15 protein-coding genes and 1 pseudogene are annotated in these 21305 nt (G+C 39.7%); 10 read left to right on the top strand and 6 right to left on the bottom strand.

Going from position 1 to position 21305, the window contains the following annotated elements:
* Positions 1-7 precede the first annotated feature (7 nt).
* The 4 genes and pseudogenes from J678_RS06090 (at position 8) to J678_RS06105 (ending at position 4626) form a co-directional block, all read left to right on the top strand.
* Entirely contained in the window at positions 8-2467 is a 2460-nt protein-coding gene (locus J678_RS06090) for a fimbria/pilus outer membrane usher protein (protein WP_031997921.1), read from the top strand.
* Positions 2458-2709: pseudogene (locus tag J678_RS23965) on the top strand (SCPU domain-containing protein); the annotation flags it as partial. The gene J678_RS06090 and the pseudogene J678_RS23965, both read left to right, overlap by 10 nt.
* A 99-nt stretch (positions 2710-2808) precedes the next feature.
* Entirely contained in the window at positions 2809-3975 is a 1167-nt protein-coding gene (locus J678_RS06100) for an MFS transporter (RefSeq protein ID WP_153569356.1), read from the top strand.
* 147 nt (positions 3976-4122) lie between these two features.
* Positions 4123-4626: a hypothetical protein gene (locus J678_RS06105; RefSeq protein ID WP_002049607.1), complete on the top strand. Its 504-nt coding sequence runs from the start codon at positions 4123-4125 to the stop codon at positions 4624-4626.
* A 54-nt stretch (positions 4627-4680) separates the two neighbouring features.
* Here the strand turns inward: J678_RS06105 and accC are convergent, their stop codons facing one another.
* The 6 genes from accC to J678_RS06135 form a co-directional block, all read right to left on the bottom strand.
* Positions 4681-6051, bottom strand: coding sequence for an acetyl-CoA carboxylase biotin carboxylase subunit (gene accC / locus J678_RS06110; protein ID WP_002049609.1), 1371 nt, complete (start codon positions 6049-6051; stop codon positions 4681-4683).
* Between the two features lie 16 nt (positions 6052-6067).
* Positions 6068-6487: an acetyl-CoA carboxylase biotin carboxyl carrier protein gene (gene accB / locus J678_RS06115; protein ID WP_017394115.1), complete on the bottom strand. Its 420-nt coding sequence runs from the start codon at positions 6485-6487 to the stop codon at positions 6068-6070.
* A gap of 17 nt (positions 6488-6504) precedes the next feature.
* Positions 6505-6960 (bottom strand): type II 3-dehydroquinate dehydratase, encoded by a 456-nt coding sequence (gene aroQ, locus J678_RS06120; protein WP_000099412.1) that lies wholly within the window; start codon positions 6958-6960, stop codon positions 6505-6507.
* A 235-nt stretch (positions 6961-7195) separates the two neighbouring features.
* Positions 7196-8524 (bottom strand): Y-family DNA polymerase, encoded by a 1329-nt coding sequence (locus J678_RS06125; RefSeq protein ID WP_025467782.1) that lies wholly within the window; start codon positions 8522-8524, stop codon positions 7196-7198.
* 336 nt (positions 8525-8860) lie between these two features.
* Entirely contained in the window at positions 8861-9871 is a 1011-nt protein-coding gene (locus J678_RS06130; protein ID WP_017394113.1) for an ABC transporter substrate-binding protein, read from the bottom strand.
* Positions 9872-10462 carry an ANTAR domain-containing response regulator gene (locus J678_RS06135; protein ID WP_001125253.1) on the bottom strand — a complete coding sequence of 197 codons (591 nt, stop codon included), beginning with the start codon at positions 10460-10462 and terminating at the stop codon, positions 9872-9874. It abuts the gene before it with no gap.
* 456 nt (positions 10463-10918) lie between these two features.
* Here J678_RS06135 and J678_RS0103860 point away from each other — a divergent pair, with 456 nt between their 5' ends.
* The 6 genes from J678_RS0103860 (at position 10919) to J678_RS06160 (ending at position 21230) form a co-directional block, all read left to right on the top strand.
* Positions 10919-11188 (top strand): hypothetical protein, encoded by a 270-nt coding sequence (locus J678_RS0103860; RefSeq protein WP_306217888.1) that lies wholly within the window; start codon positions 10919-10921, stop codon positions 11186-11188.
* 11 nt (positions 11189-11199) lie between these two features.
* The gene (gene nirB / locus J678_RS06140) at positions 11200-13746 is read left to right on the top strand and encodes a nitrite reductase large subunit NirB (RefSeq protein WP_017394111.1); all 2547 of its coding nucleotides are present in this window, start codon (positions 11200-11202) and stop codon (positions 13744-13746) included.
* A gap of 12 nt (positions 13747-13758) precedes the next feature.
* Complete coding sequence (gene nirD / locus J678_RS06145) at positions 13759-15381, top strand: nitrite reductase small subunit NirD (RefSeq protein WP_017394110.1); 1623 nt, start codon at positions 13759-13761, stop codon at positions 15379-15381.
* An 18-nt stretch (positions 15382-15399) separates the two neighbouring features.
* The gene (locus J678_RS06150) at positions 15400-18180 is read left to right on the top strand and encodes a nitrate reductase (protein WP_017394109.1); all 2781 of its coding nucleotides are present in this window, start codon (positions 15400-15402) and stop codon (positions 18178-18180) included.
* A complete protein-coding gene (gene mobA / locus J678_RS06155) occupies positions 18177-18806 on the top strand; it encodes a molybdenum cofactor guanylyltransferase (protein ID WP_017394108.1) in 630 nt (209 codons plus the stop codon). The genes J678_RS06150 and mobA overlap by 4 nt, the downstream gene beginning before the upstream one ends.
* A 150-nt stretch (positions 18807-18956) precedes the next feature.
* Positions 18957-21230, top strand: a complete 2274-nt coding sequence (locus J678_RS06160; RefSeq protein WP_017394107.1) for a molybdopterin-dependent oxidoreductase — start codon at positions 18957-18959, stop codon at positions 21228-21230.
* The last annotated feature ends 75 nt before the right edge of the window (positions 21231-21305 follow it).

Raw genomic sequence — 21305 nt, forward strand, 5'->3', positions numbered from 1 at the left:
GGCTTATATGAAATATATTATAGGTGTCTTATGTGTTGCGTACTTTCCAGCGCATTCATTTGCTGAACAATTAGTAGATCATACGAATACTTTGATTCCAAGTGTTCCTGAATCTATAGATGGCAATAATAAATATACGCAGGAAAAGACAAATGGACAGGAGCAAAATCTTAATTTTATTCAGTTATTTTTAAATATTTCTATTAACTCTAATCCTTCAGAAGATTTGTTTTCCGTAAAACAATCTAAGGACGGAAAATTATATATTCGTTCTGGCGACTTAAAAACGCTAAGAGTGAAAATGGATGAGCATATTCCAGATAGCCAATGGGTATGTATTAATCAACTTAAAGGAATCCAGTTTAAATATCTGGAAAATGAGCAATCTTTAAACTTACAAGTTCCCGCCAGCATGTTAACTGGTTACTCAGTTGAGTTAAGTGGTCAGCAAACTACTAGTTCTGGTTTGCTAAAAATGAAACCCTTAAATGCTGCAATCCTGAATTATAGCCTGTACCACACCATAACCAATGATGAGAGTATTTTCTCAGGTTCAGCTGAAGGTATTTTTAATAGCGCACTCGGTAACTTTTCATCAGGCGTTTTATATAACGGTAGTAATGAAACGAGCTATAGCCATGAGAAGTGGGTACGTCTGGAAAGTAAATGGCAATATGTAGACCCTGAAAAAGTCAGGATATATACCCTAGGTGACTTTATTTCTAATAGCTCGGACTGGGGCAGTAGTGTACGTCTTGCCGGTTTCCAGTGGTCGAGTGCCTATACCCAGCGTGGTGATATTGTTACCTCGGCGTTGCCGCAATTTTCCGGTTCGGCGGCACTGCCTTCAACACTGGACTTATACGTTAACCAGCAAAAGATTTATTCAGGACTTGTTCCGTCAGGCCCATTTGACATTAAGCAGCTGCCGTTTATTTCCGGAAATGAAGTTACACTGGTAACAACCGATGCAACAGGTCAGCAAAGCATTACTAAAAAGCCTTACTACTTTTCATCGAAGATTCTGGCAAAAGGCATAAATGAGTTTTCAGTAGATGTTGGGGTTCCACGCTACAACTATGGGCTGTACTCAAACGATTATGATGATGCCACCTTTGCCTCTGGTACAATTCGTTATGGTTATAGCAACTCACTGACCTTAAGTGGGGGTGTGGAAGCCTCCACAGACGGTCTTTCCAACGTGGGCACAGGTTTCGCCAAGAACTTGTTTGGTGTGGGGGTGATTAATGCTGACCTTGCAGCAAGCCAGTATAAGGATGAAAACGGCTATTCGGCTCTGGTCGGTTTAGAAGGGCGTATTAGCAAGAACATTTCATTTAACACCAGTTACCGCAAAGTATTTGATAACTACTTTGATCTGGCCCGTGTGTCTCAAATCCGGTATTTAAAAGATAACCAGATTACTTCTGAACCACAGAACTATCTCAGCTATAGCGCGCTGGCAGATGAGATTATTAGGGCAGGGATTAACTATAACTTTTATGCAGGCTATGGTGTTTATGTCGGTTATAACCAGATCAAGTACAGTGATAACTCGTATAAGTTACTGTCTGCGAACTTAAGCGGAAGTCTGAACAAGAACTGGGGTTTTTATAGTTCAGCTTATAAAGATTATGAAAACCATAAGGACTATGGCATTTACTTTGCGCTGCGCTATACGCCATCTATAAAAGTTAATGCAATAACAAGTTTTTCTAATGACAGTGGTAAAACAACGTATAGACAAGAAGTAAATGGATTTAGTGATCCACACATTGGCTCATTTGGATGGGGTGGATATGTAGAGCGAGATCAGGATGCGCATACTAACAATGCATCGATCTATGGTTCTTACCGAGCAAGGGCTGCGTATCTGACAGGTCGTTATAACCGAATTGGAGATAATGACCAGGTTGCACTTTCAGCGACAGGATCGTTGGTTGCGGCGGCAGGACGTATATTTGCGGCCAATGAAATAGGGGATGGTTATGCTGTTGTCACCAATGCCGGACCGAAAAGCCAGATTATAAATGGTGGAGTAAATTTAGGAGAAACTGATAAGTCGGGAAGATTCTTAATTGCGAATTTAAGACCGTATCAATCTCATCATATCTATCTAGACCCATCTTATTTACCACTGGAATGGGATGTGACGAGTACCAATCAGACCGCACTTGTGGGCTACCGTCAAGGAACCTTGGTTGACTTTGGTGCACATCGGGTTATTTCAGGCTTGGTGAGAATAGTTGATAAAAACAACACGCCATTATTACCGGGTTATAGCGTCCGAATTAATGGACAACAAGATGCCGTAGTGGGCTATGATGGTGAGGTCTTCGTTCCAAACCTATTAAAGCAAAATAAACTTGAAATAGACCTTCTTGATCATGGTTCATGTCAAGTTAATTTCACTTACGAAAGTCAGCAATACAGTGCTAAAAAATTGGGGCCTTATGTATGTCAATAAGTATTGTAAGTCATAGTTCCTACATGCTAGCCAAAAAGTTTTCATCTACTTTAAAGTATGTTTTAGCTAGTTTACTGTTATTTGTGCTTTATGCTTTTTTTAGTTCAGCACATGCTGGCTGTACGGTAACTGGAACCACAAATAGTACTTATAATTATACAGCAGCAACGATTAATAGTGACGCTACCATTACTTATACTGGAACTATTCGGTGTACGAATGTTGGGAGTACTGCTCAAATATGAGGTTGTGTGTAGATTGTTGAGTTGCGAGTAAGGCTAATGTAGATATACATACAATTATCTGAAATTCTAACTTATTGAAGATATAAGGTTTATCAGTTGCTCCCATCACTTACAATTCAAACCAGACTCGGTGGATTCTACTTTTTTTACTATTCCATCGTTGGCACATTCATGCCGTACTGGAATTTATATCTTCAAGATCAAGGGTTTAATTATCAGCAGATAGGTATCTTATCATCTATTGCTATTGTAACGCGATTCTTTGCGCCTTTAGTTTGGGGTTGGATCGCAGATAAATCTGGTAAAAGAATGCTTTTGGTGAGGCTCGCAACTTGGATGGAAGCTTGTATATGGTTGGCTATCTTTATAGTTCCCAATACATTTCAATCTGTCGCTTTACTTATGCTTATTTTTAGCTTTTTCCAAAATGCAATTTTGGCTCAGTTTGAAGGGGTAACCTTATTTTGGTTGGGCGACCAAAGGGCAAAACTTTATGGAAAAATTCGAAAATGGGGATCGGTCGGTTTTATTGTAGGTGTGTTTACCATAGGTGCAATTTTAGAAATTATTCCAATCTCTATGTTGCCTATTTTATTACTCATAATAGCATCCCTTGCATTTATTTGGGCTTTTACGATTCGTGAACCAGAAGGGGCTCCTACTTCACAAAAGCATTTAGAACCTTTATTGCCTGTGTTAAAGCGTCCAGAAGTTGCTGCTTTTTTTACTATTGAATTTATTCTTCTTTTTTCACATGCCCCTTTTTATAGTTTTTATAGCAATTTTCTAAAATCTTTAAATTACAGTACCACTGAAATTGGCTTTTTATGGGCAATGGGAGTGATTGCTGAAATTGTGATGTTTGCATATGCCGCTACGTTTTTTAAATATTTTTCGTGGCGTAGTCTTGTTGCCATGTGCTTAGTTTTAACAAGCATACGCTGGTTGTTGGTGGCTCTCTTCTCTCATTATTTTATAGGTCAGTTATTTGCACAGTGCTTACATGCTTTTAGTTTTGGCTTGTTTCATCTTATTGCAATGCGTCTCATTTTTCAGAACTTTTCAATAGGGCAGCAAGGTCGAGGTCAGGCTTTTTATAGCACCATGTGGGGACTTGGGGTTGCCTTTGGAAGTATTCTGGCTGGTCATTATTGGAAAATTCTTACTGGTGAGCATATTTTTATGATTGCTGCATTAGTAGTGCTTCTAGGTTTGTGCTTTGTATTTTGGCTACCAAAACAGATTGAAAAGCTAGCTTCTTAAGTCAAATGTTGCTAAAAATTGTTAGGGATGAGTAGTTAAAGATAAAAATTGTTTGATGAGAAGTATCGGTTCGTTACGGTTGAAAAATATTGTTTTTATATGGTTATGAAACAATGTTTTTCTAAAAAAATGTGCTAACTTAAACCCATGCGTTTAATGATTAATAAATCTATGAAAAATATTTATATTATGGGATTATTATTGGCTTGTTCTGGTTTTGCTATGGCTGAGACAGTGACTCAACAGCCAACTGAACAGCCCGTACGCACTGCTAGTAATCCTAACGCTATACGTATTGTTACGCGTCCTGAAATTATGGGATTGTGGGGAATGGAGATTCCAAATAATAAAAAATGTGTAGAGTACTATAATTTCCGTAGTAGTAATGATGTGGTGATTAAAAGCGGTGAAGAATGGTCATATGGTATTTATGAATATCAACCATCTGATGACCCTAAAGAGCAGTTATCAGCTCTAGTGATGCAGATTAAGTTTGATAATAATAAAGTTGATTGTTCTGGTCAGCAGCAAGATCAGACTGGTGATGTTTCTCAGTATTTTGTGCAATGGAAAAATGATCATACCATCAATTTCTGCTCAACTGCTAAAGGCGAGCAATGTTTTGCAACACTACGTCGCATGTTGCCATAAATTTGAATTAATAAAAAAAGCCTCTTATGTAAGAGGCTTTTTTTATTATGCATATTATGCAGTTTCAGCTTTCTTTTCTTCTTCCACTTTTTTCAACAAGTGTTTTTCAAGGTAATGGATGTCCATTGCTTGTTCGCAGAAGTTTTTATCTTGCAAGATAAGATCTTTATGTAAAGGAATATTGGTTTTAATTCCTGTAAGAATCATTTCGTCTAACGCTTGACGCATACGGGCAAGCGAAGTTTCACGATTTTTACCATGAGAGATCAATTTTGCAATCATTGAATCGTAATAAGGGGGAATGCTATATCCAGGATAGATATGAGAATCTAAACGAATACCTGCACCGCCTGGCGCATAAAAACTTTCAATTTTGCCTGGTGAAGGTAAGAAAGTGGTTGGATCTTCGGCATTGATACGACATTCAATGGCATGACCACGAACTTCAATATCTTCTTGTTGAAGCTCTAAACCTAAACCAGCTGCAATACGTAATTGCTGTTCAATAATGTCAACACCAGTCACCATTTCAGTTACAGGGTGCTCAACCTGAACACGAGTGTTCATTTCAATAAAGAAGAACTCACCGTCTTCGAACAAGAATTCAAATGTACCAGCACCACGATATTGCATTAACTGACATGCATTAACACAAGCTTGTAAAATATCAGCGCGTGCTTGTTCTGGGAGATTTGGAGCAGGAGCTTCTTCTAACACCTTTTGGTGACGACGTTGTAATGAGCAGTCGCGATCATATAAATGAATCGCATGGCCGTTACCATCACCTAAAACTTGAACTTCGACATGGCGAGGTTTTTGTAAGAAGCGTTCCATGTACACGGTATCATCGCCGAACCACATTTCTGCATCACGTTGAGCTGCTTGAACTGACTCAAGTAATGTATCTACGCGTTCAACAATACGCATACCACGACCACCACCACCAGCTGCCGCTTTAACAATAAGCGGGAAACCGATTTCTTTCGCTTCAGCTAAAGCATTGTGGATAGTTACTGCGTGGTCACAACCAGGTACTGTCGGTACACCAGCTTTTTTCATTGCAACAATTGCAGAAACCTTATTACCCATTAAACGAATATGTTCTGGGCGAGGGCCAATGAATGTGAAACCTGAGCTTTCTACAATTTCAGCAAACTCGGCATTTTCTGAAAGAAAGCCATAGCCTGGGTGAATTGCATCAGCACCAGTAATTTCTGCAGCAGTAATAATTGCCGGGATATTTAAATAGCTGTCACTACTTGCACCCGGACCAATACATACTGCTTCATCAACGAAACGTAAATGCATCAAATCTTTATCAGCATCTGAATAGATACCGACAGTTTTGATTCCTAATGTTTTGCAAGCCCGGGTAATTCGTAAAGCGATTTCACCACGGTTTGCAATTAAAACTTTTTGCAACATAGTTGTCCCCGAGGTATTACGCGCGATAACGGAATAAAGGTTGACCGAATTGGATCACTTCACCATTTTTCACTAAAATTTCTTCAATCACGCCGCTTTGAGTTGCTTCAATCGGGTTCATGATTTTCATTGCTTCGATAATACCCAAAGTCTCACCAGCAGATACTGTTTGACCTACTTTAACAAATGGTGCTTCGCCTGGGCTTGGAGCAGCATAGAACACACCAACCATAGGAGAAGTTTCAACTGCTCCACGTGGTGTTTTTGCAACAGGTGCTTCAGCAACAGGAGCTGCCGAAAGTGCTACACCAGCCGCAGCAACGACAGGATTGCGACGAGTTAAAGCGATCGATTGATCACCTTCTTTAACTTCAATCGCTTGCAAGTCAGACTCAATCATTAAATCGATGAGTTTCTTAATTTTGCGGATATCCATGGGCGACTATTCCTGAACTAGTTTGGGTTAGATGGTTGAATTTTTTCAATAGCGTAATCGAGAGCAAAGCTATAACCTTTTGCGCCTAGACCACAAATCACGCCAATTGCTTTGTCTGATAAATAAGAATGATGTCTGAAAGCTTCACGTGCGTGAACATTTGATAAATGTACTTCTATAAAGGGAATAGCAACGCCCAGTAAGGCATCGCGTAAAGCAACTGAAGTATGAGTGAGGGCAGCAGGGTTAATAATAATTAGTTTTACGCCTTCTGTTTGTGCCTGATGAATACGGTCAACAATGGCACCTTCCCAGTTGCTTTGAAAAGTATCTAGTGTAATTGAGGCTTGTTCAGCTTGAGCAATAAGTTGTTGGTTGATATTGTCTAGGGTAAGATGACCATATACTTCTGGTTCGCGTTTTCCCAGCAAATTCAAATTCGGTCCATGAATTACCAAAATGGTCGAACTCATTCAGATTGCTCCAGCTCTAAAGTTGCAAATAATCTTTGCAAGATGTCTGCAAAGTTTGCTTATTATGGCATATGTTTCTACAAGTTTTTTATAATTTCTTTTAATTGTCGCAGAAAGGGTACACCAAATTCGGCTTATATATTGTAAATTTTGCGACGAATTAGCAATGTTAAAAAATGACAAAATTTCAAGTAATTTAACGGAGCTTATTTTAAACCGAATTGACAAAAACAGTTCATGTATTTTGTGTAACGAGGTCGTGAGCATCTTCAATCGTTAACATTTCATTCCAGCGAGTTAGGTAATTTTTTGAGCGATGGCATTGTTTCATTTGCCAAGATGGGTTACGTGAGTGATAGCCCACTTGTAAGTAATGACTACCAAAACGCTTACGGACTGTACCTAAAGTTTCCATCAATTGTTGTCTTTGATGAATAAGTTCTAAAGGCTGCCATAAATCATCAATATGTTGCTGACGTGCATGTAGACCACAAAATAACACGCCAATTTTTATGTAGCTTTTATTTTCTTTATATAAAACATCTATTTGCTGCATTGCGGCTTTTGTTAGTATACATAAATCATCTGTTGCATAGTGAAGACCGATAGCCTGAGAAATGGCTTTTTTATAAGGTGGCTTATCGATTTTTTCATAAAGCATGACCTGAATGCAGGAACAAAGTTGTTCCTGTTTCATTAAACGGCGATGTGCCCGGTTAAGATGAAAAATAAGTGCTTGTTTAATAATCTCAATACTGGATAAAGCTTGAGCAAAACTTCGTGATGCTAAAATCCGTTTAGTCGGAATGGCGGGATCGTCAAGTTGAATACAGGATTGGCCTTTTAGCTCACGAATGGTACGTGCCATGACCACAGAAAATGCTTTTGCCATATGGTGTTCATTGGCAAAAGTTAAGTCTAGGCAGGAGTACACTTCATAACTTTGTAGTTGTTTGACCAATTGATAGCCAATTCCCCACACTTCTTTGACTGATGTGTGCTGCATGAGATCTTCCATAATTAATGGATCTAAGGTGATAAAATTACAAATTCCCCTAAAACTTTTAATTTTCTTAGCATAGTGATTGGCAAGTTTTGCTTGTGTCTTTGAATATCCAATACCAATACAACAAGGTAAGCCTAACCATTTTAGCAGGGTGTTTCTCACCTCACTGCAGTAATCTGATATATCAATAGACTGAAGGTAAGGGGTGAGATGAATAAAGCATTCATCTATAGAGTAAGCTTCTAAGTCATCTGGAGAGAAAAAGTCACCGAGGACAGCAAAAAAGCGACGAGACATCTCGGCATATAAAGTGTAGTTGCTTGAATAAACTTGAACACCAGCTTTTAAAGCATCTTTTTCAATTTGAAACCAAGGTACTCCCATCTTGATACCTAAAAGTTTTGCTTCTTCGCTACGTGAAACAACACAGCCATCGTTGTTAGATAAAACAACTACAGGTTTATCATTGAGTTTAGGGTTGAAAAGTCGCTCACAGCTGACATAACAATTGTTAATATCAACCAGTGCATAAACTTCGCGGTGTGAGATTTCTCTCATCATTTCTTTGCCCCCCAATTTATTAATCCCAAATACATATTTTGAATTTGTAACATAATCAAGTTAACAAAATTATAGACTAATATCTAGGGGAGTTCAGGTTGTTCGTCGAAATTATAAAAAGGATGCAAGACTGCTGAATTGTCAGTTATTGATATGGAAATGTCTGAAAATGATAAGTTTTAACTGGTTATGATCGGAAACATAAGAGCTATATTTAATGGATGAGTTGAGTCTTTTAAATGTAGTAATGCGTATAACGCATTTGTCTTATCGGTCTTTCAAGCTGTCTTTGTTAATAAAGACAGCTTTTTTTTATAATGTGCTTAAGTTTTTTTAGAGTTTGGCTTGATTGTAGCAATGGAGATTAATGCATTGTGTACTCAGTTCTATGATTTGAGCAGGAGCTAATTGAAGTTTTTCCCATTTTTGCATTTGCTGAAATAACCAATGAAAATCTTCAGGTTGTGGGGCCGCATTTTCTTTAACCAAGTGCTTTACAATATTTTGAATCATATAATATTTATCGACATGTACTTCTTCAGAACAGTGAAATCGGACAATCCCGAACTCGACTAATAACTTTAAGACAGGTGTAAAATCTTTTAAATTACTCAACTCTTTTTGAGCTTTCATAATTGCCCCTGTAAGTGCAACTAAGGTTTGAGGGTGTTGTTCAGCCCATTCTTGAGTTACTGCGAGAACTTTATCTGCCACATTGGGAATAATGTCCTGACTTGAGCAAACCATTTTACTTAAGCCTAAAAGTTCTCCTTGTGTATTCCACGGCTCGCCCACACAAAAACCATCAATCACATGGTTATCTAAAGCTTCGACCATATACGGTGGCGGAAGTGCTTTGAGTTTGAGCGTTTGAGCTATTTTAGGGTCTGCTAAAGCGAGCCATTCTCTTAAACAATAATGATGGATTGAATGTTTAAATACATGGGCTAAGGATAGAGCATTATCTTCTTTAATGTAGCTCGTCACTTTTTGGGCGGTAGTTTGTGCATTATCATTCTCTTGAATAGCCAATTGATGAATTAATTTTTGGCTTAAGCTAATAAAGGCACGGTTTTTACTTAAAATAAGAGGGGTTTGCAGTGCAATACCAATTTGGTCTGCACCCACAGTTGCAGCGGGTAGCATGGCAGATAAACAATGTGCAGCATCTAATAAACCAAAAGCTAAACGGTCGCGTAGACTTGCCCATGATGCTTCTTTGACTAGGGTAACATCTAAATCGACTTCTTCGAAGAAACCTTGTTGCTTTGCCCAAAGTAAAGCGATGCAATCAAGTAAAGGAATGTAGCCGAGTTGCAATTGAGTCTTTTCTAATTTGCTCATTTATTCATCCTTTAGTTGATCATTTAATAGTTTTTGAGCGTCAAGTAAACGCCGTGCCATTTCTCCAATCGTTATACGGTGGCTCATGGCATTTTTTCTGAGTAATTGAAAAGCCGTATCTTCAGGTAAGCCATGCAATTGCATGAGTAGCACTTTAGCCTTTTCAACATCCTTACGATCTGCCAGTTTGGTTTGAGCTTCTTTTAAGTCACCTTCGAGCTTTTTATGTTTTTTATATTGCTCAATTGAAATCTCTAAAATGGTATGTAGGCGGGCAGGGTCTATGCCATCTACAATATAAGCCGTTACGCCTGCATCTATCGCTTGTTTGATGGTGTCTTTATCTGAATTTTTAGTGAATAGAACAGTTGGTAGGTCATAGCTACTCACACAACTTTCAATAATGTCACGATGAGGATGATCCATATCGAGCAAGATGACATCGGCTTGTAAATCTTCAAGACGAAAAATATTTAAGTGGTCCAAAGTAAGGCAGGCCACCACTTCAAAGTCATTTTCAAGCAGACTGTTTTTTATATAGTCGGCTCGCGCATGATCATCATCGATAAGAGCTATTTTGAGTTTTGGCATAAGTTCAGAAAATCAGGCTAAGAAAATGCGCCAATTCGACGCGTTTTTTGTTATTAAATTTTAAGCAAGATTAGTGCCATCCAAATTTAAACAAAAAATCAAGCATGAGTGGTCCTTTACTATGTTAAAGCATTGTTTTGATCGATATTGGTGCAGAAATACGATTCATTTTGTGGCAAAACTTATTTTTGTTTAAACCATATAGAGGAGCAGCAATAGTGCAGGAAAAATTAAATCTTCTTTATGGATGAAAAAGTGTTTTAGTTTAAATAGTTGAAAATAATAATAAAAAATTATTAATATTAATCTTAAAAAGAATTGGCACGCAAAATGCTTAGTTAATTACAGGTCGAAGACGACCATAAGTTTTAAAGACGGCCAACGATGTCCGTTCTGATCGAATTTGTGAGTGCAACTGCACACATAAAGAATTTACGTTCAGTCGGAGTGAAGGTTATGTCTTTATTTTTATTGCATAAAAAAGTTACATCTGAATTAACTAATTTTTCAGTTCCAGCGATGCGAGCCTTCTCTATGAGGGGGCTCGCTTTTTTTATTTGTTTTTATGACTTTGCTATGCATTGGGTGTCGTCAACGAGTGGAAAAAATGGGTTCCAAGCAGCTATCCGCTTTGTGATGTTGATACGTTTCTCGGTAGAGCACAAGGCAAAACAACAATGTCTATTTGAGAACGCAAGAACGCAGCTTAAAAGCAACGTGATTTGAGGAGAAACACTATGAAATTGGTAATGATTGGTCATGGTATGGTGGGCCACAAATTCATCGAAGCCATTTTAGAAAAAGCAGATGATGAACTGGAAATCACGATTCTTGCAGAAGAACCTCGTATTGCATATGACCGCGTACATTTGACTGAATACTTCTCAGGGAAATCGGCAAAAGATTTATCTTTGGCACGTTTTGATTTTGCCGATGCGTATGGCATCGACCTACGTTTAAATACTAAAGCAGTGGCGATTGATACAACTGCACAAACCGTAACAACCAATCATGGTGATGTGATTAGTTATGACAAGTTGGTGCTGGCGACTGGTTCATATGCATTTGTTCCGCCAATTCCGGGTAATGACCGTGAAAACTGTTTTGTTTACCGTACTATTGAAGACTTAGACGCGATTCGTGCAGCGAGTCTCAATGCAAAAACAGGTGTAGTAATTGGCGGTGGTTTACTTGGACTTGAGGCAGCCAAAGCTTTACGTGATTTAGATTTAGAAACGCACGTTGTTGAGTTTGCACCACGTTTGATGGCAGTTCAAATTGATGACTTAGGGGGCAAGGTTTTACGCCGTAAAATTGAAGATTTAGGTGTAAAAGTTCATACACAAAAAGCGACTCAGTCTATTGAGTCTGGTGTAAATACCACTCATGTGATGAAGTTTGCCGATGGTAGTGAACTCGAAACTGATGTGATTTTATTCTCTGCGGGGATCCGCCCACGTGATGAGTTAGCGCGAAATAGCGGGCTTGCGATTGGTGAGCGTGGCGGTATTGTAATTAATGATTATTGCCAAACATCTGATCAAAACATTTATGCCATTGGTGAATGTGCGCTCTGGCAAAATAAAATTTATGGCTTGGTTGCGCCGGGCTATGACATGGCACGCATTGCAGCAAAACACATTTTAGATGAAGAGTGTCATTGCTTTGCTGGCGCAGACATGAGCACCAAGTTGAAACTGATGGGTGTTGATGTTGCTTCTGTCGGTGATGCACATGCCATGACCCCAGGTGCATTAAGCTATTTCTATGCAGATGAACATGCACTGGTTTATAAAAAGATTGTTGTAAATGCCGACAAAACCAAATTGCTTGGCGCGGTTTTAGTGGGTGATGCCAAAGAATACAACGACCTTTTACAAATGATGTTGAATGGTTTGGCTTTACCTGAAGTGCCGGAAAGTTTAATCATGCCGGGCTTTGAGCAATCAGCAGCAAAATCTGGTGGTAGCGGAGTCGATTTACTGCCAGACAGCGCGACCATTTGTTCATGTAACAACGTATCAAAAGCAGACATCTGCCAAGCAATTAGCGATGGTTCGACCTCTTTAGGTGCATTAAAGAAATGCACCAAAGCAGCAACTGCATGTGGTGGCTGTGCACCATTAGTAACTCAAGTATTGAAGTCAGAGTTACAGCGTCAAGGCGTGACTGTTAACAATCACATTTGTGAACACTTTCCGTACTCGCGTCAAGAGTTGTATCACTTGGTTCGTGTCAATGAAATCAAGACATTTGATGATTTAATTCATCAACATGGGCACGGTTTAGGTTGTGATATTTGTAAACCGGCGGCAGCAAATATTTTGGCATCTTGCTGGAATGATTTCGTACTTAAGCCAAGTCATGCAGGTCTGCAAGACAGTAACGACTACTACCTTGGTAACATTCAAAAAGATGGCTCTTACTCAATTGTACCGCGTATGGCAGGCGGGGAAGTCACTCCGGATGGCTTAATTGCGATTGGTCAAATTGCAAAGAAATATAACTTATACACCAAAATTACTGGTGGTCAACGTGTTGATATGTTTGGTGCCCAAGTTCATGAACTTCCATTTATTTGGGAAGAGTTAAATGCTGCGGGCTTCGAGTCTGGTCATGCCTACGGTAAGTCGTTACGTACAGTGAAATCTTGTGTGGGTAGCACTTGGTGCCGTTACGGGGTAGATAACTCGGTTGGTTTAGCGATTGAACTTGAAAACCGCTACAAAGGTTTGCGTTCACCGCATAAATTGAAAATGGCAGTGTCTGGTTGTACACGTGAGTGTGCGGAAGCGCAAGGTAAAGATGTAGGCGTGATTGCTACTGAAAAGGGTTGGAACCTTTATGTATGTGGTAACGGTGGTATGAAACCGCGTCATGCAGAATTACTTGCATCTGACCTCGATAAAGAAACACTGATTCGTTATATCGACCGTTTCTTTATGTTCTACATTCAAACGGCAGACCGTTTACAACGTACCAGTGTATGGCGTGACAACATGGAAGGCGGTCTAGACTATCTTAAATCTGTGATCGTTGAGGACTCTCTTGGTTTGGCTGCCGAGCTTGAGCGCCGTATGGAACACATTATTGGTACATATCAAGATGAATGGCGTACTGCGGTTGAAAATCCTGAAGTTCGTAAACGCTTCCAAACCTATATCAATGCAGGAGCGAATGAACAAGCTGATCCACACATTCAATTTACAACTGAACGTGGTCAAATTCGTCCATTAACCGAAGCTGAACGTTTAGAAGACCGTATTCCAATGGTTGAAGCATAAAGGAGAGTTTCTATGAATATTGTACAAGACAAAAATATGCTTCCTGATGATCAGTGGATTGACGTTTGTGCACTCGATGATTTAACCCCAAACACTGGTGCAGGAGCGCTAGTGAGCGGTCAAGCGGTTGCAATCTTTCGTGTGGGGCATGAAAAACGTGTTTATGTACTGAGCAATAAAGATCCGTTTAGCCAAGCGAATGTGATGAGCCGCGGAATTATTGGTGATTTACAAGGCGAACGCGTCGTTGCATCTCCAATCTATAAACAACATTTCAGTTTAGCTACGGGCCGTTGTTTAGAAGATAAAGACCAAAAATTGTCGGTTTATCCGAGCAAAATTGTTGATAGTCGTGTTTGGGTCAACGCGGTGCCGCAAAAAACTTATATTACCAATACAGGTGTATCACAAGACAAACTTAGACTGGTGCTGATCGGAAATGGTTTGGCAGGAATGCGTTGTCTGGAAGATTTACTTGATATGGCACCAGACCGTTATGAAGTTACGGTGATTGGTGAAGAGCCATGGGGTAACTATAACCGTATTATGCTATCTCCGGTTTTATCGGGTGAAAAAAACATTGAAGACATTATGTTGCATCCACCGAAGTGGTATGACGATAAAGGCATTAAATTTATTGCTGGTGATAAAGCCGTAAAAATTGATCGTCCGCGTAAAGTGGTTTATACCGAAAAAGGCCAGACAGTTGATTATGACCGTTTGATCTTGGCGACAGGTTCAACACCGTTTATTCCGCCAGTTCAAGGTGTTGACCTAAAAGGCGTGTTAACTTTCCGTGACATCTATGACGTTAACACCATGATTGAATACTGTGGTTCAAAAACTAATGCAGTCGTGATTGGTGGCGGTTTGCTGGGTTTAGAAGCGGCGTATGGGTTAAAACAACGCGGTATGAATGTCACGGTATTGCATTTGATGGACCGTATTATGGAACGCCAACTTGATGGGCGTGCAAGTCAGTTACTTCGTCATAGTATTGAGCAAAAAGGTATTCAAATCATTACCGAAGCCAATACCGAAGCGTTAATTGGTGATGAAAACGGTCATGTCAAACAAATCCGTTTAAAAGATGGCACAGTGTTAGATGCTGACCTTGTGGTGTTTGCTGTAGGTATCCGTCCGAATATTGCTTTGGCGCAAAGTGCAGGATTACGTTGTAATCGTGGTGTATTGGTGAATGACACCATGCAAACATTTGACCCAAGTATTTATGCCGTGGGTGAGTGTATCGAACACCGTGGTCAAACTTTCGGTTTGGTTGAACCACTATGGGGCCAAGCTTTTATTTGCGCGACCCATTTAGCAGAGCACGGCAGCTTAACTTTTAAGGCACCGACTGTACCGACTCAGTTAAAAGTCAGTGGTGTCGATGTATTCTCGGCAGGCAATTTTGAACCGAAAGATGATTATGAAGACATTATCCTGAACGATGAAAAACGCCAGATTTATAAGCGTATTATCATTCAAAGCGATCGGGTAATCGGTGCAGTATTGTTTGGAGATACTGAAGATGGCATGTGGTATGCAGAGTTAATTGCAGATCAAACTCCTGTTTCTTCATTTAGAAATAAGCTGCTATTTGGTCGAGATTTTGCATTAAAAAATGCAGGCTAAATAGGGAAAGGAGCAGTTATGAATAGTATTCCAAGCGTTGAAATCGATAGCTCCGACCATGTTGCAAAAACAACTAAAACAACATGTCCATATTGCGGTGTAGGTTGTGGTGTTAGTGTAAACGTTCAACAAAAACCTAAAGGACCTGTGGTGCAAGTTGAGGGGGATGCTGAGCATCCTTCCAACTTTGGGCGCTTATGTATTAAAGGTAGCCGACTTGCGGATACTTTGGGGTTAGAAACACGCCTACTTCAACCCATGTTTGGTCGTAAGCCAAATCGGACTGTAACCACATGGGATGCAGCAATCAATAAAATTGCCGATAAATTCCAGTCTTGTATCGACAAATATGGTCGTGACAGCATTGCATTTTATGTTTCAGGTCAGCTTTTGACTGAAGATTATTATGTGGTGAACAAGTTTGTAAAAGGCTATTTGGGTACTGCAAATATCGACACCAACTCACGGCTTTGTATGTCATCTGCGGTGGCAGGTCATAAACGTAGCTTTGGTGAAGACCTTGTGCCAGCAAGTTATGAAGATTTTGAACATGCCGACATGGTGGTTTTGGTTGGTTCCAATACCGCATGGTGCCATCCTGTACTGTATCAACGGATTATGCAGGCTAAAAGCCACAATCCCGATATGTTTGTTGTGGTGATTGACCCACGTTTTACCAGTACTTGTGAACAAGCGGATTTACATTTACCGATTTTACCGGGCCAAGATGTCGCATTGTTTAACGGTCTATTCCAATATTTATATCAAAATGGTCATGCCGATCAGGCTTTTGTAGATGCTTATACTGAAGGTTTGCAAGAGGTTTTGGCAAGCAGCGAGCCAGAAACTAATGTGGAATATGTGGCAAAGCGTACAGGAATTGCACTCGATAAGATGCAACAGTTCTTTGAGAAATTTGCGCAGACTGAAAAGGTAATCACGCTATTTTCAATGGGTGTGAATCAATCAAGTCAGGGTGTGAATAAAGCCAACAGCATTATTAATTGCCACTTGCTGACAGGCAAAATTGGAAAGCTCGGTGCTGCACCATTTTCAATGACAGGCCAGCCGAATGCTATGGGTGGCCGAGAAGTGGGTGGCTTAGCTAATATGCTGGCTGCCCATATGGATTTGGATAATCCCCTGCACCAAAAAGTAGTGCAAACCTTTTGGGACAGCCCATTTATTGCAACTCAAGCTGGTTTAAAAGCAGTTGATTTATTCCGTGCTGTTGAAGCTGGAAAAATTAAAGCCATCTGGATTATGGCAACCAATCCGGTAGTAAGTTTACCAGATGCTGATCAGGTGAAGCGTGCTTTAGAGAAATGCGAATTGGTCGTTGTGTCAGATATCTGTGCTGATACCGATACTACGGCTTACGCCGATGTGTTACTTCCAGCTTTAGGTTGGGGTGAAAAAGATGGAACCGTTACTAACTCTGAGCGTCGTATTTCACGTCAACGTGCTTTTTTACCTGCGCCGGGTGAAGCAAAAGCGGATTGGTGGTCAGTGAGTCAAGTTGCGAAAAAATTAGGCTTTAAAGGTTTTGACTTTACGAGTGCTGTTGATATTTTCAATGAACATGCAGCTTTGTCAGCACAAGATAATGTGGACATTGAAACACGTGAGCAAACTGATACGTTCCGTTATTTCAACTTAAAAGGTTTAATGAGCCTAAGTGCTGCTGAGTACGATGCTCTGCAACCAGTGCAATGGCCAGTATGGGATAAAAAACAAGACGCTAAAGCTGTTCAACAACTGTTTGGTAAGGGCCAGTTTAGTCACAAAAACACCAAGGCAAAACTAATTCCGACTGTTGCAATTAATCCGGTACATGCAATTTCAGAAGATTATCCGCTCATTTTGAACACGGGGCGTATTCGTGACCAATGGCACACCATGACCCGTACTGGTTTGTCGCCAAATTTAACCAGTCACCGTGCTGAACCATTCTGTGAGATTCATCCAAGTGATGCATTGAAGTTTGGTGTACGTGATCAAGGTTTAGTAGAAGTTCGTTCGAAATGGGGCAGTTGTGTACTACGTGTAACCTTCTCATCAGGTGTCCGTCGTGGGCAAATTTTTGCACCGATTCACTGGACTGAACAGGTCGCATCCGACGCCCGTATTGGTAAAGTCGTTAATCCAGAAGTTGATGCAATTTCAGGTGAGCCCGAGTTCAAACATACGCCTGTAACTATTCAACCGTTCTATACCACTTGGCAAGGTGTGCTCTATATTCGTGAAGGATACGATTCTCATATTCAAGAATCGCTACATCACTGTGCATGGTGGACCAAAGTCAAAATGGTGAAAACCAGCCGCTATGAACTTGCAGACCGCCAAACTTTTCATGATACTCAAAAGAATCTGAAAAGCTTTTTGCCATTTGCCGATGAAACCTTTGAATGGTTAAGCATAGAAGATATTTCTTCACAACTGAGCCATAGTGTTATTTTGAAAGATGGCATTGTAATTGCAAGTCTATATATTGCACCGCCAGATTTATTGCCAGACCGTGACTGGGTAGCAAGTCTGTTTAAACGAGAACGTTTGAGCGCCTTGCACCGTAAAGCTTTACTAGCAGGTATGCCGATGTCGGCTACCAATAATGATGGGCCTTTGGTGTGTAGTTGTTTTAAAGTAGGTAAGAATAAAATTATCGAAGCAATAAAAGCACAAAACATTACCCATGAAAAACAGGTTACTGCATGTTTAAAAGCAGGTGGAAACTGTGGTTCATGTTTACCTGAAATCCGAGGCTTGATTAAAGCTTGCCAGCAAGAGGTGGAAGTGTGAATAAGGGATATCCCGTAACTGATTTGGTCATTCTCGCGGGTGGACAAGCCCGCCGTATGAATGGTTTAAATAAGCTGTTGCAACAATTTGATGGAGATACGCAACTACTCAAAATTCATCAAAAATTAAAGTCATCTGTATCTGAAATTTGGGTAAATAGTCATCGTGATTATTCAATCTATCAAAGTATTGTGCCTGATATTAAATGTTTTCAAGATGATGCTTCCGGTTTTTTCGGCCCACTTATGGGAATGAAAAGTGCATGGTCACATGTAAAAGCAGATTATGTTTTGTTTATCCCTTGTGATGTGACCTACATACCTACGCAAGTCGTTGCGAAATTACATAGCGCTCTTCGCAAAAATAAACAGGCTCAGGCAGCTTACGTTTCAATTAACGGAGATGCTTTATACCCATTTTGTTTGTTAAAACGTGACAGTCTAGAGGTTTTAGAGCAGCAAATTGGCAAGCAACAATTGAGTTTAAAAAGTTGCTTCAAACTTTTACACGCACAAGTAGCCATTTTTCAAAAGCAAAACTTATTTTTCCATAGCATTAATTCTTTAGATGAACTTCAACAATACAAACAAATTAAAGCATTTAAAGAGATTTTTTCGACAAATTAGAACCTCAATCATATCGATTTAAAATTTACATTGATAATCTGAAATCATTTTTTAAATTTTGAGTTATTGACTGTTTAGAATTTAAGTTCTATTTTGGAACTTGTTATTTTCATTCTAGCCAGATGTATAAAAATAAACGGAGCCAGAAAAATGATGGACGCAGCTCAGCAAAGTAAAACAGATGTGACCGCATGTATTTTATGTTCAAGAAACTGCGGTTTGAGCGTAGAAATTAAAGATAACCAATTTGTCAAAATTAAAGGTAATCCTGAGCATCCATTTTCTCAAGGTTACATTTGCCAAAAAGCCGCAAGATTACAGCATTACCAGAAACATGCAGACCGTTTGACCGCACCTTTAAAACGCCAACCAGATGGTTCATTTAAAGAAATTAGTTGGGATGTGGCGATACAAGAAATTGCTGATCGATTAGTGCAGATTAGAGATAAATTTGGCGGTACTGCTTTTGCTTCGGTTGGCGGTGGTGGACAGGGTAACCACCTCGGTGCAGCTTATGGTCGACAACTTTTACTGGCTATGAAAAGTTATTATGCATATAACTCACTTGCCCAAGAAAAAACAGGTGATTTCTGGCTCAATGGCCGCCTGTTCGGTAGTCAGGCTTGCCATACGACAGAAGATGTTGAGCATGCAGACTACGTACTTTTTATTGGGACGAACCCGTTTCAGGCACATGGTATTCCTAACGCACGAGACACGCTAAAACATATTAAGAAAGATCCGAACCGAACCATGGTGGTGTTCGACCCGCGTGTTACCGAAACGGCAAAACAAGCAGACATTCACGTACAGCTAAAACCGGGAACAGATGCTTTTTTAATGTCGGCCATGATTGCGATCATTATTAAAGAAAAGCTTTATGATGCAGCGTTTATTGAGCAGCACACACATGGGTTTGAAGACGTAAAAGTTGCATTTAACCATGTCCCGATTGAAGACTATATTGCTAAAGCTGATGTACCTGTCGATTTGATTTATCAGGTTGTTCGAGAGTTTGCCAAAGCAAAAAGAGGCTGTGTACGTATCGATTTAGGTATTCAACATACTTTGAATACAACATTAAATGGTTATTTAGAAAAGCTTTTATACTTGCTAACAGGGAACTTTGGAAAACAGGGTACCAATAATTTGCATACCATGTTTATTCCAATTTTGACCGATACGGATGAAAGAAAACCAAAATATCGACGTAGCGTTTACCATAAAATGTTCCCGATTTCCGGTTTTTTTCCACCTAATATTTTACCCGATGAAATCTTAAAAGCAGGGGAAAAGCGAATTCGTGCTGTGTTTGTAGATAGTTGTAATCCATTATTAACCTATCCTGATACACCTGCTTTTGAGGAAGCCTTTAAAGCATTAGATTTATTGGTTGTGGTGGATGTTGCGATGACAGAAACCGCTAGACTCGCCGACTATATTTTGCCAGCTCATACTCAGTTTGAAAAATGGGAATTTACCGGTTTTAACTTGGAATTTCCTAAGAATGGTTTTCACCTGCGACATCCTGTATTGGCTGCTCAAGCAAATACTTTACCGGAAGCCGAAATTTATACTCGATTACTGGAAGCTATGAATACTATTCCGAAGAGTTTCCCTGTTTTAGAAAAAATAGCTGCGGTCGACTCGAAAAAAACTGCCTACTTACCATACTTGTCGGCGTTAGGACTTACCTTGGCACGACATAAAAAATATATCCCTTTTGCTGCTTCTATTATTTATCGAACTCTTGGCAAACGACTTGGCAATTCTGCAGATTCAGTTGCTTTTTTATTGCCGCTATCTATTCAATATGCTGTTTTACATACCAAAGCAGTACGCCGTGCAGGTTATAAAGGTAATCCGTTAACTCAAGGTGTCAAACTATTTGAGCAGATATTAAAGCAACGTTCAGGTATGGTTTTATCGCAACATGAATATGACGAAGTCTGGAAACTGGTAGCTTATAAAGATAAGAAAATACGTCTTGCAATTCCCGAGATGTTAAGTGAACTTGCAAGCTTGAAAAGCCATAACGTTAATGTTGAAGAGTTTCCTTTCATCCTTTTGTCAGGTGAACGCCGTAGCTACAACGCCAACCAAATTTACCGTGACCCTGCCTGGCGAAAAGTAGATGCAGAAGGTGCATTACGTATTCATCCCGAAGATGCAAGGCACTTAAATGTAGATGCAGGAGGGCAGCTTAAATGTATCTCACAACATGGAGAAATTCAGGTAACTATTGAGTTGGATGATGGGATGAGAAGAGGTGTTGTATCACTTCCACATGGCTACGGTATGCGCTTTCAAAATGGAGAACCGATTGGGCCACAATTAAACTTACTTATTTCTGCTGAACATTGTGATCCATTGTCGAAAACGCCGTACCATAAATATGTACCCATCCGTTTAGAAAAGTGTTAGAAATAGAATCAAGTAAAACATAGATTTTACCGTGCTAACTTGAGATTTATTTTTTTAATTGTTCTTAAGGTAGTG

The sequence above is a fragment of the Acinetobacter sp. 1424608 genome, assembly GCF_000588255.1.
GTDB lineage: Bacteria > Pseudomonadota > Gammaproteobacteria > Pseudomonadales > Moraxellaceae > Acinetobacter > Acinetobacter nosocomialis.